Below are 19,608 nucleotides of genomic sequence, written 5' to 3'. Positions count from 1 at the left end.
AACCACGATCATATGGGGCTCGACATGGTCCGAACTCTACTTCTTTCTGTATTGCTGCTTTGCCCGGTCGGCGCCGGTGCACAAGACGGTGCTCAAGACGGCGCTGCCCCCCTGGTCGAGACAGACGTTTCGTCCTTTTCAGCGCCTGAATTGCAAGCCAACGAGCTGAGCTCGGCGCAGCCTGGCACCCCATCCGTGCCAGCGCCCTCCCAACCGGCGACCGAAACCGCACTATCCGCCGCCCCCCTGTCCGCCCGCACCGAGCACGCCGCGAACCAAGCCCTCACATTCCTCACCAATGGTGGCCCCGCCCTGTGGGCGATCGCGGGGTTGTCGGTGATCACCCTGGCCCTGATCCTGTGGAAAATCTGGCGCTTGGTGCTGATCGGCGCTTGGTCCTATCGCACGTCACAAAAGGCGGTTGCCCTATACGAAAACGGTGACGCTGTCGGGGCGATGGCCATGGTAAAGGGGCGTCGCAGCGTCCGGTCGCGGGTTGTCACCGCGGCCCTGCAAGCCATTGAAACGATGCCCGATTCCATCGCCCGCGAAGAAACCGCACGCACCGCCAAGGCGCAGATCGCCCGGGCGCGCACCGGGCTGGGTGCGCTTGAGCTGATCTCGACTATCGCACCGCTTCTGGGCCTTTTGGGCACCGTTTTGGGCATGATTGCCGCGTTTCAGGCGCTTCAGGCCGCAGGCTCGCGCGCTGATCCCGCATTGCTGGCGGGCGGCATCTGGGAGGCCCTTCTGACCACCGCCGCCGGCATGGCCGTAGCCATCCCGGCCTCGGCCGCGCTGACCTGGTTTGAATCCGTGATCGACAAGGTCCGCCGCGACCTAGAGGACAGCGCCACACGCCTGTTCGTCGCCGAAAAACCCAAGAAAATCAAACTGGCCGCCGAGTAATCCGATGCAGTTCGCACCGCCCGCCAGACCCAGACGCAAGCCCAGCCTGACCCCGATGATCGACGTGGTGTTCCTGCTGTTGGTCTTCTTCATGCTGGCCTCGCGCTTTGGTGTGGAATTGGTGCTGCCCCTGCCGCTCGCGACCGGAGGAAGCGAGTATTCCGGCCCGCCACGGTTAATCGATGTCGCACCCGAAACTCTCAGCGTGAACGGTGTTGTGACCACCGATCTGGTCGCCGCGATAACTCCGCTGACAAATGCCCCCACCGACATGCTGATCCTGCGCGGCAAGGATGGCGCCACGCTGCAACGTCTCGTTGCTGTAACAGAAGAGCTGCGCGCAGCGGGGTTTACCTCGGTTGTGTTGGTGGAATAGCGATGGATTTCCAGGAACCCACCCGGCGCCCGCGCGGCGAAAGCATCGTCCCGATGATCAACGTGGTGTTCCTGCTGTTGATCTTCTTCCTCATGACCGCGCAAATCGCCCCGCCCGACCCCTTCGAGGTGACGCCCCCCACAGCGGCCAGCGAAACCGAGCCCGAGTCCGAGCCGGTTGTCTATGTCGACACCACAGGGCAATTGGCGTTTGAAGATCAGCGTGGCGCGGCGGCGCTCGCGGCTCTTGCCATCCGCAGTGCAACAGCACATGTGATCCAGCTGCGCGCGGATGCCGAGCTGGAGGCCACAGTCCTGGCGCGCATCCTGCGCCAACTGGCCGAGGCCGGGCTGTCTCGTGTCGAACTGGTGGTGTCCACGAAATGATGCGCTGGGTCGAAATCGGGGTCTTCACGGCCATCGCCATCGCTGCGCATATGGCATTTTTCGCCCTGCGCCCCGAAGGAGGGGCCGACGCAGGCGGCGCCGGCGGCGAGACCCTGTTGTCCATCCAGGCGGCCACCCCAAGCGTAATAAAAATGGTCGAAACCTGGGAACGCCCGGTCGACGTGCAAAATGCCATCGACCCACCGGCCACGCCCAGGGATCAAGCCACCGCACCGCCCGCGCCCCTATCCCCGATTGCCCCGGCACCGCGGGCAGAGTTGCGCGTGGCAGATCTCTCCGCGCCCCACTCAGACCCGGTGCAGGTGGACACGACCCCCGCCAAACCGACGCCGCCCAAACCCGCACCCAAATCCACACCTAAACCCAAGGCGAAACCCAAGCCAACCTCCGACGGGCGCACCGGCCAGAAGGCCGCGGGCAGCGGCGGCTCGGCCCAGGCGGGCAACAGCAAAACCGCTGCTGTGGCCACTGTTTCCAAGGGTAAGCAAGCTAAGTTGAAACAGATCTGGGGCGCCAAGATCCGCAGCAAGATCGCCCGCGCAAAACGCTATCCGCATAACAGCCGCGCGACCGGCACCAGCGTGGTGCGCCTGACCGTCCGGCGCGATGGGGCGCTGCTGGGGGTTTCGCTGGTCCGCTCGTCCGGAGATGCAACGCTGGATCAGGCGGCGATCGCCTCGGTCAAACGGGCCAAACGCTTTGCTAAAGCCCCCAAAGAACTGCCCGGATCAAGCTTTCACTTCGTGTTGCCAATCGAGAAACGCCGCTGAGATCACCCCAACAAGGGCAACTCCAACGCAACGTGAAGGGCGGTTTTCGCACAGATGTTTCACTACACGCAGAGCCGCACCCTTCCATAGGGGGGCGGATTATTACCTTTACCCCAATACCTCTTGCAACTCCCGCCACTCGCGGGCGGACATGCCCGAATTCTCTTTCGTGACCTCTTCACCTTTCAGCATTCGGCGGACGCAATCAAGGGCTGCGGCGGATAGGGTTTCGCCACCCATGCGATAATCCTCGAAGGCTTTGTAGGCGAAGGGCACCCAGTCGGCGACGATCTTGCAGATCTCGTCGGCATAGACGCGGATTTCGTATTGGGCGTGGCTGTCGGCGCGCAGGCGCAAGAAGTGGAACAGGTTGTGCAGGTCCACTTTCCAGTACCATTGGGTGTAGATGTTGGCGGGCAGGTTCATGCGGGCCAGTTCGCGGGCAAGGCCTTGTTTGCCCTCATCCGAGATCATTTCCTCGTAATGGTCATAGGCGCGGGTGCTGTCGGATTTGAGGATGTCCAGCACGCGGGCGGCCTCTTCGCCGGTCAGGGCCTCGCCGCGGCCCTGGTTGTTGATCACCGATTGTGCGGCCAGCTGTTCAGGGCCGGGGATGTAGAATTCGCGGTCCAGGATCGAATAGCGGGCGGAGTATTCGTTGACGTTGGCGGTGCGGTGGCGGATCCACTGGCGGGCGACGAAAACGGGCAGTTTGACGTGCAGCTTGACCTCGCACATCTCGAACGGGGTCGAATGCCAGTGGCGCATGAGGTAACGGATCAGGCCTTCGTCATTCTGCACCGATTTGGTGCCCTTGCCATAGGACACGCGGGCGGCCTGACAGATGGCTGCATCATCGCCCATGTAATCCACCACGCGAACGAAACCATGATCCAGAACGGGATAGGCGGTGTACAGGTGGCTCTCCATGCCCTCGGACACGGCGCGCAAAGTCTGGCGAGGCTGGCTGCGCAGGGTGTCGATCTCGGCCTGTTGTTCGGACGTCACGGGCATGGGAGTTTCCTTATTCTGAATTTGTGAGTCGCAGGCCACTATATCTGGGGTGCGGCTTTGGAAAAACAGCTATATGGGCGCGCTCACGCAGGTGCAACAGTTCAGAGAATTTCGCACCCGTCACCGGCTTCTTTCGTTGACTTTTTCCCGGCCATAGCGGATTTTTAAAGAAAAAGAGCAGAATTCATAAGGAAACAGGCAGATGACCAGGACAGCATGGGCCCTGCTGTGCGCGGTGGCCTTGGTTGCCGGGTGCACAGATGGCACCGAAGGCGACGAAGAAACCACAAGCGACAATTCCAGCGGCATCACCAGCGACAGAACCTTGCCGCCTGGTTCGACCAGTCCCACTGCCGCAAGTGGCATCTACCGCAGCGAGCCCACAGATGGGAACGACGGCGACGGCTATGCCGCGAATATCAGCTATGACAGCAGCACCGATACCTTCTATGTCGAAGGCTTGGGCTTTGACGGGGACCAGGATACAGGCCTGCCCTTCAACCGCGCGACGCCCGGCTCTTTGAATGGGTTTGCGTTATACGAGGCCCCGGCAACGCATCCTGACAGCCTGACTGGCAACCCGATCACCCAGATGGATCACCGCGCCCTGTATGGCGTCAGCACGTCCGGGGAGGTGGAATTCGCCATTGTCCGTACCGGCAGCTACACTGGCTATGGATTTGGTGGCTTCGTCTATCAGCGCAACGGCAGCGTGGTCCTGCCGACCAGCGGCCAGGCGCTTTATACCGGCCAATACGCTGCACTGCGTGACTTTGATGGCGCGGGCGGGCTGCAATACGCCTCGGGTGACATGGAAGTCGCGATCGACTTCAACGGGTTCAGCTCGCAATGCTCGGGTGGCTGTGCCGGTGCCGTGCGCGGCTATGTCACCAATCGCCGCTACTTTGATACAAACGGAAACGACATCACGGACGCCTATCTGACGGCTCTGGGCAGCGTAAACAGTTCGACCTATACCGAGCTCCCGACGTTGGTCTTTACTGTCGGGCCTGGCGTGTTGGATGACAATGGTGAAATCACCGGCACTGTGACCAGCACGATCACGACCTCATCAGGCGTGGAAACCCACGAAAGCGGCACTTATTATGCCATTCTGTCGGGCGACAACTCCGAAGAAATGGTCGGCGTTCTGGTCGTCGAAAGCGACTACCCCGTCGATGGCAGCGTCACCGTGCGCGAAACCGGCGGCTTTATTCTGGACCGATAGGCATCGTGGTTTCCTCGGCGCTCAACCGATGGCGCAGGCTGGTGATGGTGTGCGTGACCTTGGGACTGATGCCCGCCCCCGCCCTGTCAGAACAGCTGAGCCCGGCGCAGATGCGGCAGGCGGCCATCGTGGCGCTGGATCAGGGGCGCGCTGAAACGGCCCTGGCGATCAGCGATGCCTTGCTAAGGCGCGATCCTTCCGATGTGATGGCCCTGCAAATGAAGGCCCGGGCCGCGCGGGATCTGGGGCAATACGATTTGGCCCGCAAAGCCGCCAAGCAAGCCTGGGACCTGTCCGATACCGACGGGGAAAAATTCGACAGCGCGCGCGTGATGGCGCAAACCCTGGCCACCAGCGGCCGCCATACCCAGGCGCAGCTGTGGCTGCGCCGAGCTGTGCAGAACGCCCCCGATGACAACACGCGCCAAATGGCCATTCGCGATTTTTCCTATGTACGCGCGCGCAACCCGCTAAAGCTGACCTTCAACGCCTCGATCTCGCCCGAGTCGAACATCAACAATGGGTCCATTCGGGATGAAACCCAGGTGTTCGATTTTTTTTCGCATGGTTACATCGTCGCTCAGTTGCGGGGCGCGTCTCAGGCACTGTCGGGAACGCGCTCGGAATTGAAGATGGAACTGCGCTATACCCTGTCCGAGGACACCCGCCACCGCACCGATTTCGTTCTAAGCGGCGGGCTGCGGCGATACCGGCTCTCTGACAGCGCCAGGCGCGCCGCGCCCGGCGTGTCGGGCCATGACTTTTCCTATGACAACCTGGATGTCGGCCTTCAGGCGCGCTGGAAACACGGCCCCACCTCCGAGCTGCGCCTGGGCGGATTGATTGGGGGGGCGCAATATGGCGGACAGGCCTATTCACAAAAGTTGCGACTTGATGGAGGCTTTAGCCAGGTGTTGCGCAATCGTGACAAGCTGAACCTGAAGCTGGGCGCCGAAGCAACACGTGGCCCGCGCGCGCCACACGCCAACCAGCTGCGTTTGGGGGCGGACGTGACCCGCAACACCAAGGCGGGGGGCGCGGTCATAAGCCATGTCAGCCTGCTCAGCAGCCATTCCGACAGCGAAGCGGCCCATTTCACCGAGGCCGTGTTGGGCATTGATGCCCGACCCACCTGGGAATTGCTTGGCGCGCAGGCCCGTTTCGGCCTGTCGTTGCGGTGGCGTGACTATGACAGCTTTGTGCGTTTCTCTCCTGATGGGCGCCAGGACCGCGAGGCCAGCGCCTATGTGACGCTACGTTTCTCGCAGATTGACTATATGGGCTTCACCCCTACCCTTACCTTCAACATCAGCCGCACCGAGTCATCCATTGGCCTGTTCGACGTCCACAGCAGCGGCGTGGCAGTCGGGATCGAGACAGCTTTCTGAGCTCGCCCTGCGTGTCCGCCCGCATGTCACCGATGTCGCCCCCAAGCCCAACGTGATCTCGTCAGCGCCGCAAACAGGGAGACAGATGTGAAAGTGCGATACCTGCATACCATGGTCCGGGTGAAGGACCTGGAGGCCAGCATGGCCTTCTATAAATTGTTGGGATTAAAAGAAATTCGACGCAAAGATTTTGAAAGCGCCCGGTTTTCCCTGATTTTCCTCGCGCCAGAGGGCCAGGAGGACGCGCAGGTCGAGCTGACCTATAACTGGGACGGGGACGAGGCCCTGCCCTCGGACAGCCGGCATTTCGGGCATCTGGCCTATGCGGTCGAGGATATCTATGCGCTGTGTCAGCACCTGATGGACAATGGCGTGCTGATCAACCGGCCTCCGCGTGATGGGCATATGGCCTTTGTCCGCTCGCCCGACAATATCTCGATCGAACTGCTGCAAATGGGGGACGCGTTGCCCCCGCAGGAACCCTGGGCCAGCATGGAAAATACCGGCCACTGGTAGGGGTCAGTAAATATAGCGGATCTGATCGGTCCAGTACCGTTCCACGCGGCGCAGAGCCGAGGTGATTTCGGTAATCCCGTCGGGGCCAAGCACGCCCTTGGCCTCCAGCCCGTCGGCATGGCGCGAGAACAGTTCGGCGATCAGATCCCGGATCTCGCGCCCTTTTTGCGTCAGGCGCACCCGGACCGAGCGGCGGTCAATCTCGCAGCGTTGATGGTGCATATAGCCCATTTCAACCATCTTTTTCAGGTTATAGCTGACGTTCGAGCCCTGGTAATAGCCGCGCGTTTTCAGCTCGCCTGCCGTTACCTCGTTGTCGCCGATATTGAACAGCAGCAACGCCTGCACCGGGTTGATCTCCAGCACACCGACTCGTTCGAATTCATCTTTGATGACGTCCAACAGCAATCGGTGCAGCCGTTCAACCAGCGCCAGCGCCTCCAGGTAACTGCCCATGAAGGCCGCGCTGTCACCGGTGCTGATTTGGTTATGTATGCTCATCCTGATCTCCGTCCGGGAAATTTCCAGACGAGGATTGGAGTGCAAAAGCCAACATTCAGTTAAATCAAACGCGAATAGATAAAATCCGAGTTATTCAGCGTAGCCCAGCATCTGGCGAATGCGACCGATCAGAGCGGCAAATTCGGCCTTGGGGTCAGCCTGGCCGGACACCCACTGATACAGGTCCTGATCGTTTTCCGACAGCATGGCGTCATATTCCAGCAGCTCGGCCTCGGACATGGTTTCCAGGTTGGCATCAGCATAGCGGGTCAGGATGATGTCCATTTCCTTGATCCCGCGCCGCATCGAGCGCATGGACAGGCGCTTGATCCGGTTTTCGCGGCTTTCGCCGGGCAGTTCGCCATGGGTCTCGGTGGGAATCTGTGCGCTCATGCGTCTTCACCCTTCAGTTTCATCCGCAATTGCAGCTCCAGACGGCCCAGCCGGTCGGCCGCATCGGTGATCTGGCCTTTCAGCTCGCGGATCTCGGTCAACAGACCGTCGATATCGGACGAAAGCGGCGCATCGTCAAGCGGCGCATTGACGCCGTCGCCCTCGCCGGTCAGCAACCACATCACCGAAACGTTCAACAGGCCAGCCAACATGGACATGCGGTTGGCCCGTGGTTCGGACAGGTCTTGCTCCCAATCCTCCAGCGTGCCCTGCTTGACCCCCAGCCGTTTCGCCAGCTGTTTCTGGGTCATGCCCCCCTGTTCGCGCGCGGCGGCCAACCGGTCGCCAAATGTCGCCGTTTCGGGGCCAAACCAGTCATCCTCAGCCATTCCTCTTCCCTTTCCGCCGATCCCGCTTGATCGACTTCGGCCCGCAACCTATGACAGGACCGCAGTCAACACAAATCACCGAGGTCCGCGCATGTCTTTCCTGTCTCAGACGCTTTCCCGCGTAAAACCGTCGCCGACCATGGCGATCACTGGTCTGGCCATGGAGCTGAAGGCACAGGGGCGCGACGTGATCGGCCTAAGCGCGGGCGAGCCGGATTTCGACACCCCCGAAAACATCCGCGCCGCCGGTATCCGCGCGATCGAAGAGGGCAAGACCCGCTATACCGCCGTCGACGGCATCCCCGAGCTGAAGCAGGCCGTTTGCGACAAGTTCAAGCGCGACAACGGGCTGGACTATGTCCCGGCACAAGTCACCATTGGCACGGGCGGCAAGCAAGTGCTGTACAACGCGCTGATGGCCACGCTGAACCATGATGACGAGGTGATCATCCCCGCGCCTTACTGGGTCAGCTATCCGGATATGGTGCTGCTGGCGGGCGGCACCCCGGTATTCATCGAGGCCGCGCTGGAAAACAACTTCAAGATCACGGCTGAACAGCTGGAGGCCGCAATCACCCGCAACACCAAATGGTTCATGTTCAACTCGCCCAGCAACCCCACCGGCGCGGGCTATACCCATGACGAGCTGAAAGCGCTGACCGATGTGCTGATGCGCCATCCGCATGTCTGGGTGCTGACGGACGATATGTACGAACATCTGGCCTATGACGATTTCAAATTCTGCACCCCCGCGCAGGTCGAACCGGGCCTGTATGACCGCACGCTGACAGTGAACGGCGTGTCCAAGGCCTATGCCATGACCGGCTGGCGCATCGGCTATGCCGCTGGCCCCGAAGAGGTGATCAAAGGCATCCGCAAGGTGCAGTCGCAAAGCACCTCGAACCCCTGCTCGATCAGCCAATGGGCGGCGGTCGAGGCCCTGAACGGCACACAGGATTTCCTGCCCCGCCATAACGAGATTTTCGTGCGCCGCCGCGACATGGTGGTGGCGATGCTGAACCAGATCGACGGTGTGACCTGCCCCACGCCAGAGGGCGCGTTCTATGTCTATCCGTCCATCGCGGGCCTGATCGGCAAGACCACCCCCAACGGCGTCACCATCACCAGCGACGAGGTATTCGTGACCGAGTTGCTGAACGATACCGGCGTGGCCGTGGTGTTTGGCGCCGCGTTCGGTCTGTCGCCGAACTTCCGGATTTCCTACGCAACCTCGGACGAAAACCTGCAAGAGGCCTGCACCAGAATTCAAAACTTCTGCGCCTCGCTGAAGTAGGGCTTGGCGCCTCAGCTGTCTGGACGGATGACCGCCACGGTGGCAAGCTGAGTATTCTGGATAGGGGGACTGATATGAATGCTCTTTTCGCACCGCTCAGACGTTTCGTCTTTGGCACCGCTGCGCTTACGATGCTTAGCGCCCCCAGCGCTGCCGACACGCTGGATCCCGACACACAGGCCTTTGTCCAAGGCAACATTCTGGGGATTTTCTATCACGAGCTGGGCCACGCGCTGATCGATCTGGAAGACGTCCCGATTTTCGGCCAAGAGGAAGACGCCGCCGACGTGTTCTCGGTGATCATGACAGTCGCCGTGTTCGAGCCCGAGCACGCGTTGGAACTGGCCTATGACTATGCGCTGGGGTTCGACGCCGAGGCCCGCCTGCGCGAGGACGCGGGCGAAGACATCGCCTGGTGGGACGTACATGGCCCGGATGAGCAGCGTTTCTATAACACCGTCTGCCTGTTTGTCGGGTCTGACCCCGAGACCTTTGATTACTATGCCGAGGATATGGGCCTGCCCGAAGAGCGCGCGGAATACTGCCCTGACGAATATGCCCAGGCCGAAGACGCTTGGTGGGACGTCCTGGATCGGGTCATCGACCGCAAGGGCGGGGACACCATCACGTATTCCGGCCCCACCAAAGGCCTGATCGGCGAAACCCTGTTCGAAGAGGTTGCGGCCCTGAACGCCGAAATGGTGCTGTCCTACCCGCTGGAGGTGACTGTGGAACGCTGCGGAGAAGCCAACGCCTTTTATGATCCGCAAGACGCCCGCATCATCTTTTGTACTGAATTTGTGGATCATTTGATCTATCTGGCCGAGGAGAGCCTTTAATGTCCAACAGCCTTCCCCGGTATTATTTCCGCACGCGCGATAACGGTGCGCATGTCTTTCGTGTCGACGCGGAAAACAGGCAACGGCGCATCGACATGGATCAGATCGCCACCGTCAATATCCGCAACGGCGAGGTGAAGCCTCAGGGCGACCGAAACCTGTCCGAGGACGATAAGGCGGCGATCACCGAATGGATGGACGAGCGCAAAAAGCTGCTTCAAAAACGCGAGGTTGACGACATCCTGCGGACCGTCGATCACCTGAACCAAACGACACAGTGGGTGCAATCCCGCGCCAGTGACCGACAGTTGGACAAGGTCACCGATGCGCTGCTGTTGGCCATGCACGACCTGCGCAGCGTGCTGATCCGACGCAAGGCCAGCCAGTTAGACAAAGACGATTAACGCGCGCCGTCGTCGATTGGCAATTGCTTGACGGAAAAACCCCAGAACCGGCCCATCAGCAGAGCCGAGGCGATGAACAGGCCCACGGTCAGCCCGATCCAAACTCCGGGTCCCTGCCAATCCAACACGAAGCCCAGCCCATAGCTAATCGGGACCCCGATCACCCAATACGACACGGCCGCGATCACCATCGGCACCCGGGTGTCCTGCACCCCGCGCAACAAGCCCAGCGCCAGCACTTGTGCGCCATCCGCAAGCTGGAATGCTGCGGCGGCGGCCAACAAGGGCACGCCCAGCGCGATCACAGCCTCGCGGGCCGGATCCCCGGGCGAGATGAATGCCCCCAGCAACAACTCGGGGATGCTCAGGAACAGAACAATGGTCAGCACTGCCACGACGACAGACAGGATCATCACGGCAATGGCCCCCTGACGCAGCCCCTGTAAATCACGCTGCCCCAGCGCCCGACCCGCGCGCACCGTCGCCGCATTGGACAGCCCCAAATGCACCATAAAAGTCAACGAGGCGACCTGCAGCGCAATCCCATGCGCCGCCAGCGGAATCTCCCCCAACCACCCCATCATGGTCGAGGCCGCGGCGAACAGAGCGACCTCGGCCAGGCTGGTCAATCCGATCGGCCAGCCAAGCCGAAAGACTTCAAAGAACGCCTCCCAATCGGGGCGCCAGAACCGCACAAACAGCTGGTGTTCCACCGTGGCCACGGCGGCATAGATCGCCAGCAGCACCATCGAAACGACCTGCACAGCAACCGAGGCCACAGCCGCCCCGCGAATGCCCATTTCAGGCAGGCCCCAATTCCCAAAAATCAGCCCGTAATTCACCACCGCATTCACGGCGACAGCCCCCAGCGTGACCCACAATACGATGCGCGTGCGCTCCAAGGCGGCCAGATAGGACTTGAGCACCATGACCAACAATGCCGGAAAGATACCCCAGCCAGCGATCATCAGATACTCTGACGCGATCCGGGAAATCTGCGGTGTCTGCCCCAACATCAGCAGTACGGGCTCGGACCAGATCATCACCGGCATCACCGCCACGCCAAACAAAAGCGACATCCACAAGGCCATGCGGGTGAACCGGCGCACCTGACCCTGATTGCCAGCCGCCTCGGCCTCGGCCACCATTGGCATCACCGCCCAGGCAAACCCCGATCCCATGATGAACAGAACGAAAAACAGCATTCCACCCATGACCTGCGCGGCCAGGGCCTCGACGTCGTACCAGCCCAACATCACCGAATCGATCAGAGAAATCGCGAATTGCGCGACATTGCTGCCGATCAGAGGCAAGCCCAGCACCAGAATGGCGCGCATATGCTGAAACGTGGTCATGCCCCGGCCTATCGCCGCGCGCAAGCAAGAGCAAGGCGGCGCGGCAGCCACCGGAATACTACGGTCCCCGGATTACAGCGCCGCCAGCATCAGCTGCACCGACAGAACCGCCACTCCGGCCCCGGCCAGCAGCTCTAGCATCGGCGCGGCATAGGCCAGCATCCCCGGCGCGCGCAGCTGCGACAGCGACAACTCGCGCAGCAGGATGGCGCCAATCGCCACCGCAACCGTCACCGTCGCCGTCCCCAACCCCATCGCAAAGGCCCCCGCGATGCCGACCCATTCCAGCCCCATCCGCCAAGTCAGGATCAGTACGAACAGGGCGCCCGTGCAGGGGCGGATCGCAATGGTACCGATCAACAAAAGCGCTTGTCCAAGGCTGCGGACCTCTTGGGCCTGCTCGAGTGTCGGGCCATGGGCGTGGCCGCACCCGCAATCGTGATCATGGTGATGGTCATGCTGATGGTCATGGTCATTGGGCGCCTGCCCTTCGCGAGGTTTCTTGTGCACCCGGCGCAGGTTCCGCAGCCCTCGGATCAACAACCACAGGCCCACCAGCGCGACCATGGCATAGCTCGCCGGGGCCAAGAGGTTCTCGGCGGTGTCGACCATGAACTGACGCGACCAGTTCAGCAGCAACACCCCGGCATAGACCAACACCACCGCCGAGGCGGCTTGCGCCAGGGACGAGGCCACCGCCAAGACCGACAGGCGCAGCACTGGCACGCGCCGCCCCAGGCCGTAGCCTCCGATCAGAACCTTGCCATGGCCCGGTCCGGCCGCGTGAAAAAACCCATAGGCAAAGCACAGCCCCAGCAACCCCAGCAGGGACGCCTGATCGCCGCGCTTGAGCCCGCGCAAGGCCCCCGCCATGGCCGTTTGCATCTCACGTTGGCCCTCGGCGGCCCAGCGCTGGACGTCACTTGCGCCTCCAAGGCCCCACAGCCACAGGCCCAGCCCCCCAAGGAAGGTCAACGCCACCAGCGGCAAAAGAATTACGATCCGCTCGCGCATGTCACCGTCACTGTATCCGCGAACGCATCCCCCACCGCCGGGTAGTCATCCGCCGCATAGTCGTCTTCATCCATCTTACTGGCCACCAGCGCAAAGGCCGCATCCAGATCAGCAATTTCGGTCTGTACCGAGCATCCCTCGGGGGCGAGCACCCCCCCCGTCAGATCATAGCCGGTATAGAAACTCGGATCATACGCCCTAAGTACCACCGCCTTTTGAGGTTGAGGAAACTGCCGAATGTGACGCGTCAGAATCCGCGCGTTTTCCAGCTGTGTCTCAACGGGTTGCGGGGGGCTTAGGATCAGCGCCCCCCCCGGGCCTGAAACATACAGGTCCCCCTCAAATCCGGCGTCCCAGTTCATGTCGAACCTGTGCAGCTTTTCCAGCTCGGCCGCGGTCAGGACACCATCATAATCGGTGTCCAGGGCCATATCCTCGAGGATCAGCAGAGAATACAGATCGTCGTAAACCCAGGTGACCTCGACCCCGGTCGCCAGACCCTGATCATCCGTCAGAATCCGCAACGTGGTGTCCACGAATATGTGGGGATGCGCCTGCGCCATCAGGGGCAGGCTTGCAGCCGCACAGATCAATATGGAACGCAGGGCACTCATGCGGCGTGTGTACCCCGCACGCCCCGCAAGGGAAAGAGCGCACCGCCCCCACGCGCGGATGCCTGCCAAGCCCGGCTGGCAAAACACCCTTGGCCCATCGCCCCGGCCCGGCTAGCCTGCCGGCACGCAATTGCCCGAGGCCCCGATGACCCAAGATCCATTTCAATCGTTGATTTCAGAGACCCAGGACTTTCTGGCCGAGCTGTCCCAGAACAACACCCGCGATTGGTTCCACGCGCAGAAATCCCGCTATGACTCGGCGCTCAAGGCTCCGGCGATGGGGTTGCTGGATGTCCTGAGCGCGGATCTGGAGCGGTTAACCGGCGCGCCAGTGACGCCCAAGCTGTTCCGACCGCAACGTGATATCCGCTTTTCCAAGGACAAGACCCCTTATCATCTGCATCTGCACTAGCTGTGGGGCGTCGCCGGATCGGCGGGCACCGGGTTTTTCTTTGGGATCGAGCCCGACCATGTGGTGCTGGGGGCGGGCTGCATGGGGATGCAAAGCGCTGCTTTGACCCGGTTCCGGGAACGCGTGGACTCGGGGGATGGCGCAGCGTTGGCCTTGGTGCTGGATACGCTGCGGGCCGAAGGGTTCCGCCAAAGCGAACCCGAGCTGAAACGCGTGCCCAGCGCCTATGGCAAAGACCACCCGCGGGGCGATCTGTTGCGGCACAAATCGCTGACCTGCTGGCAAGACATAACAAAGCCGCCCGCAGACCTGCGAACGGCTTTGTCGGATGGGTTCGCCCCCCTTGAGCCACTGATCCGGTGGCTTCAGGGCTAGCGCTTAGGCGTCGTCGCGCGGCTTGCGCTGATCAGGATGCAATGCCGTGCCCAGGATGTGATCCGAACGATGGATCACGTGGTTCGCACCGCCCACAATCAGCGGGTCGGGCCCAGAGGCAATGTCCAGATCCTTGCCGGGATAATCCAGGGTCGACAGGAAGTGCAGCATGCAGTTTAGGCGCGCGCGCTTCTTGTCGTTTGACTTGATCACTGTCCAGGGCGCATCGGCCGTATCGGTATAGAAGAACATCGCCTCTTTGGCCTCGGTATAGTCGTCCCACTTGTCCAGCGAGGCCTTATCAATCGGCGACAGTTTCCACTGTTTCAGCGGATCGGTTTCACGCGATTTAAAGCGGCGCAGCTGCTCTTCGCGGGTGACCGAGAACCAGTATTTGTAGAACCGGATCCCCGAGCGCACCAGCATCCGCTCCAGATCCGGTGTCTGGCGCATGAATTCCAGATATTCGTTGGGTTCACAGAACCCCATCACGCGTTCAACACCCGCGCGGTTGTACCAGGACCGGTCATACAAAACGATCTCGCCCTCGGTGGGCAGATGATCAATATAGCGTTGGAAATACCACTGGCCGCGCTCTTCGTCGGTGGGCTTGTTCAGCGCCACAACGCGCGCGTTCCGTGGGTTCAGGTGTTCGGTAAACCGTTTGATGGTGCCGCCCTTGCCGGCTGCATCGCGCCCTTCGAACAGCAGCACGAATTTCTGACCTGTTTCCTGCGCCCACAGCTGTACCTTCAGCAACTCAGCCTGCAGCTTGGCTTTCTGAGCCTCATACGACCGGCGCGACAGCTTGGTGTCATAGGGGTATTCGCCGGTTTCAAACGCGTGACGCACCTGATCAGGGGTCGGTTTGGGGCTGCTGATTGGCGAGGCTGTCTTGGCCTCGACCGCCTTGGCCGCAGCGGCGGTTTTGGGGGCTGCGGGCTTGGTGGCTGGTTTCGCGGAATTGGAAACAGAATTCGCCTTCGCGGCGGTGGGCGTCACGGTCATGCGTTTCTCCTTGATTGGTATGAGCGCTGCATAATCCGGCAGGAAAAAATGCGCTTTGATGGATATCAAAAACATGTTGAATCGCGCACGAATTTTTCGATTTTTTCGAATGAGCCAAAGGGGTCTGACGCAGCGACGCGCTTTGCGGTCCGGGTTGGGCTTGGTAAACATTGAAACAGGAGGACCCAAGCCATGCTGAGCCATCATATCGAGCTGAACGGGCAGCCGTTTCACTATCTTGGATGGGGGACAGCAGGGGCGCCGGTGATGCTGTTTCTGCACGGTTTTCCCGAGTATTCCGGGGCCTGGGCCGAGTTCGCACCGCGCTTTGCCGATCAATACCACTGTATTGCCCCGGATCAGCGCGGCTATGGCCAGAGCTGGGCCCCTGAGGCGGTCAGCGAATACCAGGTGAGCAAACTGGTCAGCGACATGACCGCCCTGCTGGATCACGTCGGCGCAGAGCAGGCCGTTGTGATCGGGCATGACTGGGGCGCCGCGGTGGCCTATGCGATGGGATTCATGGCGCCCGACCGGGTGTCGCGCCTGATCATCCTGAACGGCGTGCATCCTGCGCCTTTCCAGAGCTCCATGGCCGCAGGTGGCGCGCAGACGGATGCCTCGCAATACATCCACACGCTCAAACGCGATGGCTCCGAGGATTGGCTGGCCCAGGACGATTTCAACAGGCTGCTGCAGGTGTTTTCGGCCAACATGGATCAATCCTGGCTGACCCCGACCAAACTGGCGGCCTATAAGCACGAATGGGCCCGTCCCGGGCGGATGCGGGGCATGGTGAACTGGTATCGCGCCTCGGCTTTGCAATTGGGGGGACCGGGCGAGCAGCTGAACGACCTGCCCCCGTTCCCGCCAGAGCGCGTGTATATTCCGATGCCGCATTTGCTGGTCTGGGGCACCGGCGATACCGCCCTGCTGCCCGAAGCCACCGAGGGGTTGGAAACCTACTGCGCCGACCTGACCCGCCATGAAATTGACGATGCGGATCACTGGATCATCCATCAGCAGCCCGACCTTGCGGCCAAAGCGATGCGGGATTGGCTGGCCTCCAAGTCCTGAGTGGCGCGTTGGGGCTTACCCCTTCACGTGCGCCACCAGTAAATACTCCGAGATCTTGCTCCAGTCGTCGCCAAATACCTGCTGCAATTCTTCCGAGGCAACCCCTTTGGGTGCCACCAGATCATCGCCCGGCCCCCAGTCGGCGGGGATGGCCAGCCCCGAGTAATCCATGTCTTTCATCCCCTCTATGCAGCGGATCACTTCGTCCGTCGAGCGCCCCATCCGCGCGGGATAGTTGGTGAACATGCGCAGCTCGTATGCCGGATCAATGAACATCCCCGGCCGAGATTTTAGCCCGCCCTTTTCTTCGGGTGCGTTCATGCCCAGATGCCGCAGGATCTTGCCCTTTTCATCTGCGATGATGGGAAAAAACACATCCAGCCCGAACAGTCGTTCCAGATCCATCACCCAATCATGCACCTCGCTCAGCCCGGCGGGGGTGATTCCAAGCAGCTTCAGACCAATTTTTTCGCATTCCTCGCGCTTGGCCGCGAACGCGATCAGCTCGGTCGAACAGACCGAAGCAAAAGTCGACGGAAAGCCGAAAATGTAGACCCATTTACCTGCTGCCCAAGGGCGAAACGACAGGGTACCGCGCGTGGTTTCCGCACGAAAATCGGGCACCTGCGCGCCCAGCTCCAGCGGCATGGGGCGACTTGCCGGCCCTCGAAACTTGGCGCGCGGAGTGTTTGTTGACGTCGGGATTTCAGCGTCCCGCATGACACACCTCAAACTTGATACAGGATGAACTTACTACTTTAGGAGGCAGAAATTTGCCCACCAATCAGCCTACACACGCATCGGGCAAAATTATGTCATTGCGCCACATTTCAATCAAATTCCCAGCAATCGCCCAAGCCGTCGCTGCGCAATGCGGCCCGCCTGCGATCTCAAAAATGAATTGATTAATGGTCAAAGGCACTTATGTTTCCTCGGATCGCCAAAAGGAACCCGGATCTACGATGCCTCAAACTGCCTCTGCCACCGCCACCACCGAAAATGCCAGCCGCTATTTGCAGCAATTGTGCAAACATTGGAGCCACAAGGCCACGGTGGAATTCACCCCCGAGGCCGGAGATATCCGATTCGAGTCAGGCAATGTGCTGACCCTGCAGGCCAAGCCCGATCAGCTGGAGATGCAGGTTTCTGTGCCCGATGACGGGGATCTGGCGCATTTCAAGGACGTGGTCGACCGCCACATCCTGCGTTTTGCCTTTCGCGAAGATCTGCAAATCGTCTGGGCCTGAACCCGAGGTTGAACAGGGGCGCTGAGGCCGATAACCGATTGCACCTCCCCCCCTGTCTTGGTCTATAGTTGGCGTCAACGAACACCAACAAGAGCAGCCCGCGCATGTCCAACGACCTTCTGGCCGAGACCCAAGACCAAAGCTATGACGCCTCTTCCATCGAGGTGCTGGAAGGGCTGGAACCTGTCCGCAAACGCCCCGGCATGTATATCGGCGGCACGGATGAACGCGCGCTGCACCACATGGTGGCTGAAATCCTGGACAACTCGATGGACGAGGCCGTCGCGGGCCACGCCACCCGGATCGAGGTCGAATTGCACGAGGACTACAGCCTGACTGTGCGAGACAACGGCCGCGGCATCCCGATTGATCCGCACCCCAAATTCCCCGACAAATCCGCACTGGAGGTCATCCTGTGCACCCTGCATGCGGGCGGCAAGTTCAGCGGCAAAGCCTATCAGACCTCGGGCGGTTTGCACGGGGTCGGCGCCTCGGTGGTGAACGCGTTGTCGGATTCCATGGTCGTGCAGGTGGCGCGCAACAAGGAACTCTATGAACAGCGCTTCAGCCGTGGCCTGCCCCTGGGACCCGTCGAAAAGGTGGGCGCTGCCCCCAACCGGCGCGGTACCATGGTAACGTTCCACGCGGACGATCAGATCTTCGGCCATCACCGGTTCAAACCCGCGCGCCTGTTCAAATCCATCCGCTCCAAGGCGTACCTGTTCAGCGGTGTCGAAATCCGTTGGAAAACCGCGATTGATGACAAGGAAACCCCGACTGAGGCGACGTTCCATTTCCCCGGCGGTCTGGCAGATTACCTGACCGAGTCCATGAACGGCTCGACCACCTATGCCGACCAGCCCTTCGCGGGCACCGTGGATTTCACCGAAAAATTCAAAACCCCGGGCAAGGTTGAATGGGCCATCAACTGGACCCCCTCGCGCGATGGGTTCATCCAGTCCTACTGTAACACCGTCCCCACCCCCGAAGGCGGCACTCACGAGGCCGGATTCTGGGCCGCCATCCTGAAAGGCATCCGCGCCTATGGCGAGCTGGTCGGCAACAAAAAGGCCACCCAGATCACCCGCGACGACCTGACCACGGGCGGCTGCGCTCTGGTCAGCTGTTTCATCCGCGAGCCCGAATTCGTCGGCCAGACCAAAGATCGCCTGGCCACGGTCGAAGCGCAGCGGCTTGTGGAAAACTCGGTGCGTGACCATTTCGACAACTGGCTGGCGGCCGACACGAAATCCGCAGGCGCCATCCTGGACTTCTTGATCCTACGCGCCGAGGAACGCCTGCGCCGTCGTCAGGAAAAGGAAACCGCCCGGAAAACCGCCACCAAGAAGCTCCGCCTGCCCGGCAAGCTGGTGGATTGCTCGGCCACGAACCGGGACGGCACCGAGCTGTTCATCGTCGAGGGCGACTCGGCCGGCGGCAGCGCCAAAATGGCCCGGAACCGGAAAAATCAGGCCCTGCTGCCCCTGCGCGGTAAAATCCTCAACGTGCTGGGCGCGGCCAGCTCCAAACTGGGCTCGAACCAGGAAATCAACGACCTAACGCAGGCTTTGGGCGTCGGTCTGGGCACGAAATTCAACGTTGATGACCTGCGCTATGACAAGGTCATCATCATGACCGACGCGGACGTGGACGGCGCCCATATCGCGGCGCTCTTGATGACGTTCTTCTTTACTCAGATGCGCCCGATGATCGACCAGGGCCACCTGTACCTGGCCTGCCCACCGCTGTTCCGCCTGACCCAAGGCGCCAAACGCGTCTATTGCCTGGACGAGGCCGAGCGTGACGAATGGCTGGCCAAGGGTCTGGGCGGCAAGGGAAAAATCGACGTTAGCCGCTTCAAAGGCCTGGGTGAGATGGACGCCAAGGACCTGAAAGAAACCACGATGGACCCCGGCTCGCGCCAACTGATCCGCGTCACCATCGACGAAGACGAACCCGGAGAGACCGGCGACCTAGTCGAACGCCTGATGGGCAAAAAACCCGAACTGCGGTTCCAGTATATTCAGGAAAATGCCCGGTTCGTGGAGGAGTTGGATGTTTGAGGGGTTATTAAATAG

At 61.1% G+C, this 19,608-nt stretch carries 22 protein-coding genes and 1 pseudogene; 14 read left to right on the top strand and 9 right to left on the bottom strand.

All coding sequences use genetic code 11. The features are described 5' to 3' along the window. Positions 1-24 precede the first annotated feature (24 nt). Genes ACXADQ_RS10820 through ACXADQ_RS10805 form a run of 4 tightly spaced genes read left to right on the top strand, consistent with a single transcriptional unit; the run spans position 25 to position 2,462 of the window. Entirely contained in the window at positions 25-909 is an 885-nt protein-coding gene (locus ACXADQ_RS10820) for a MotA/TolQ/ExbB proton channel family protein (RefSeq protein ID WP_475320158.1), read from the top strand. Positions 910-913: 4 nt separating this feature from the next. Beyond that, the gene (locus ACXADQ_RS10815) at positions 914-1,285 is read left to right on the top strand and encodes an ExbD/TolR family protein (protein ID WP_475320155.1); all 372 of its coding nucleotides are present in this window, start codon (positions 914-916) and stop codon (positions 1,283-1,285) included. A 2-nt stretch (positions 1,286-1,287) separates the two neighbouring features. Continuing rightward, positions 1,288-1,671: an ExbD/TolR family protein gene (locus ACXADQ_RS10810; RefSeq protein WP_475320152.1), complete on the top strand. Its 384-nt coding sequence runs from the start codon at positions 1,288-1,290 to the stop codon at positions 1,669-1,671. After that, positions 1,668-2,462, top strand: a complete 795-nt coding sequence (locus ACXADQ_RS10805; protein WP_475320151.1) for an energy transducer TonB — start codon at positions 1,668-1,670, stop codon at positions 2,460-2,462. The genes ACXADQ_RS10810 and ACXADQ_RS10805 overlap by 4 nt, the downstream gene beginning before the upstream one ends. Before the next feature lie 108 nt (positions 2,463-2,570). On the opposite strand, the gene thyX is transcribed toward ACXADQ_RS10805, so the two are convergent. Beyond that, entirely contained in the window at positions 2,571-3,476 is a 906-nt protein-coding gene (gene thyX, locus ACXADQ_RS10800) for an FAD-dependent thymidylate synthase (protein ID WP_475320147.1), read from the bottom strand. 202 nt (positions 3,477-3,678) lie between these two features. Here thyX and ACXADQ_RS10795 point away from each other — a divergent pair, with 202 nt between their 5' ends. The 3 genes from ACXADQ_RS10795 to ACXADQ_RS10785 all read left to right on the top strand — a co-directional run bounded on the left by ACXADQ_RS10795 (position 3,679) and on the right by ACXADQ_RS10785 (position 6,608). After that, the gene (locus ACXADQ_RS10795) at positions 3,679-4,704 is read left to right on the top strand and encodes a hypothetical protein (RefSeq protein WP_475320145.1); all 1,026 of its coding nucleotides are present in this window, start codon (positions 3,679-3,681) and stop codon (positions 4,702-4,704) included. Positions 4,705-4,757: 53 nt separating this feature from the next. After that, positions 4,758-6,092 (top strand): tetratricopeptide repeat protein, encoded by a 1,335-nt coding sequence (locus tag ACXADQ_RS10790; RefSeq protein WP_475320141.1) that lies wholly within the window; start codon positions 4,758-4,760, stop codon positions 6,090-6,092. 87 nt (positions 6,093-6,179) lie between these two features. Beyond that, positions 6,180-6,608, top strand: coding sequence for a VOC family protein (locus tag ACXADQ_RS10785; RefSeq protein ID WP_475320138.1), 429 nt, complete (start codon positions 6,180-6,182; stop codon positions 6,606-6,608). Between the two features lie 3 nt (positions 6,609-6,611). On the opposite strand, the gene ACXADQ_RS10780 is transcribed toward ACXADQ_RS10785, so the two are convergent. The 3 genes from ACXADQ_RS10780 to ACXADQ_RS10770 form a co-directional block, all read right to left on the bottom strand. Continuing rightward, positions 6,612-7,109 (bottom strand): MarR family winged helix-turn-helix transcriptional regulator, encoded by a 498-nt coding sequence (locus ACXADQ_RS10780; RefSeq protein ID WP_475320137.1) that lies wholly within the window; start codon positions 7,107-7,109, stop codon positions 6,612-6,614. A gap of 90 nt (positions 7,110-7,199) precedes the next feature. Beyond that, a complete protein-coding gene (locus ACXADQ_RS10775; RefSeq protein ID WP_475320132.1) occupies positions 7,200-7,502 on the bottom strand; it encodes an FAD assembly factor SdhE in 303 nt (100 codons plus the stop codon). Next, complete coding sequence (locus tag ACXADQ_RS10770; protein ID WP_475320128.1) at positions 7,499-7,891, bottom strand: helix-turn-helix domain-containing protein; 393 nt, start codon at positions 7,889-7,891, stop codon at positions 7,499-7,501. Before ACXADQ_RS10770 ends, ACXADQ_RS10775 begins: the two co-directional genes overlap by 4 nt. 91 nt (positions 7,892-7,982) lie before the next feature. Here ACXADQ_RS10770 and ACXADQ_RS10765 point away from each other — a divergent pair, with 91 nt between their 5' ends. The 3 genes from ACXADQ_RS10765 to ACXADQ_RS10755 all read left to right on the top strand — a co-directional run bounded on the left by ACXADQ_RS10765 (position 7,983) and on the right by ACXADQ_RS10755 (position 10,428). Then, positions 7,983-9,185: a pyridoxal phosphate-dependent aminotransferase gene (locus tag ACXADQ_RS10765; protein ID WP_475320124.1), complete on the top strand. Its 1,203-nt coding sequence runs from the start codon at positions 7,983-7,985 to the stop codon at positions 9,183-9,185. A 74-nt stretch (positions 9,186-9,259) separates the two neighbouring features. After that, positions 9,260-10,024, top strand: coding sequence for a DUF4344 domain-containing metallopeptidase (locus ACXADQ_RS10760; protein WP_475320121.1), 765 nt, complete (start codon positions 9,260-9,262; stop codon positions 10,022-10,024). Then, the gene (locus ACXADQ_RS10755; protein WP_475320118.1) at positions 10,024-10,428 is read left to right on the top strand and encodes a hypothetical protein; all 405 of its coding nucleotides are present in this window, start codon (positions 10,024-10,026) and stop codon (positions 10,426-10,428) included. Before ACXADQ_RS10760 ends, ACXADQ_RS10755 begins: the two co-directional genes overlap by 1 nt. Here ACXADQ_RS10755 and ACXADQ_RS10750 read toward each other — a convergent pair. The 3 genes from ACXADQ_RS10750 to ACXADQ_RS10740 all read right to left on the bottom strand — a co-directional run bounded on the left by ACXADQ_RS10750 (position 10,425) and on the right by ACXADQ_RS10740 (position 13,411). Beyond that, the gene (locus ACXADQ_RS10750) at positions 10,425-11,783 is read right to left on the bottom strand and encodes an MATE family efflux transporter (RefSeq protein WP_475320117.1); all 1,359 of its coding nucleotides are present in this window, start codon (positions 11,781-11,783) and stop codon (positions 10,425-10,427) included. The two genes, ACXADQ_RS10755 and ACXADQ_RS10750, sit on opposite strands and share 4 nt — an antisense overlap. Before the next feature lie 72 nt (positions 11,784-11,855). After that, entirely contained in the window at positions 11,856-12,797 is a 942-nt protein-coding gene (locus ACXADQ_RS10745; protein ID WP_475320113.1) for a nickel/cobalt transporter, read from the bottom strand. Then, positions 12,779-13,411: a DUF1007 family protein gene (locus tag ACXADQ_RS10740; protein WP_475320109.1), complete on the bottom strand. Its 633-nt coding sequence runs from the start codon at positions 13,409-13,411 to the stop codon at positions 12,779-12,781. Before ACXADQ_RS10740 ends, ACXADQ_RS10745 begins: the two co-directional genes overlap by 19 nt. 145 nt (positions 13,412-13,556) lie before the next feature. Between ACXADQ_RS10740 and ACXADQ_RS10735 the strand changes: the two are divergent. Beyond that, positions 13,557-14,198, top strand: a pseudogene (locus ACXADQ_RS10735) (DUF2461 domain-containing protein). Positions 14,199-14,201: 3 nt separating this feature from the next. Here ACXADQ_RS10735 and ppk2 read toward each other — a convergent pair. Beyond that, positions 14,202-15,206, bottom strand: coding sequence for a polyphosphate kinase 2 (gene ppk2, locus ACXADQ_RS10730; RefSeq protein WP_475320105.1), 1,005 nt, complete (start codon positions 15,204-15,206; stop codon positions 14,202-14,204). A 192-nt stretch (positions 15,207-15,398) separates the two neighbouring features. Here ppk2 and ACXADQ_RS10725 point away from each other — a divergent pair, with 192 nt between their 5' ends. Further along, entirely contained in the window at positions 15,399-16,283 is an 885-nt protein-coding gene (locus ACXADQ_RS10725) for an alpha/beta fold hydrolase (RefSeq protein ID WP_475320101.1), read from the top strand. Between the two features lie 15 nt (positions 16,284-16,298). Here ACXADQ_RS10725 and ACXADQ_RS10720 read toward each other — a convergent pair whose 3' ends face one another. After that, complete coding sequence (locus ACXADQ_RS10720) at positions 16,299-17,003, bottom strand: redoxin domain-containing protein (RefSeq protein WP_475320097.1); 705 nt, start codon at positions 17,001-17,003, stop codon at positions 16,299-16,301. Between the two features lie 242 nt (positions 17,004-17,245). Between ACXADQ_RS10720 and ACXADQ_RS10715 the strand changes: the two genes are divergently transcribed. Beyond that, the gene (locus tag ACXADQ_RS10715; protein WP_475320094.1) at positions 17,246-17,530 is read left to right on the top strand and encodes a DUF2218 domain-containing protein; all 285 of its coding nucleotides are present in this window, start codon (positions 17,246-17,248) and stop codon (positions 17,528-17,530) included. Positions 17,531-17,634: 104 nt separating this feature from the next. Next, complete coding sequence (gene parE, locus ACXADQ_RS10710) at positions 17,635-19,593, top strand: DNA topoisomerase IV subunit B (protein WP_475320090.1); 1,959 nt, start codon at positions 17,635-17,637, stop codon at positions 19,591-19,593. Positions 19,594-19,608 lie beyond the last annotated feature (15 nt).

The sequence above is a fragment of the Thalassovita sp. ABM4_323 genome, assembly GCF_056158665.1.
This window is presented reverse-complemented; position numbering and strand designations above follow the sequence as displayed.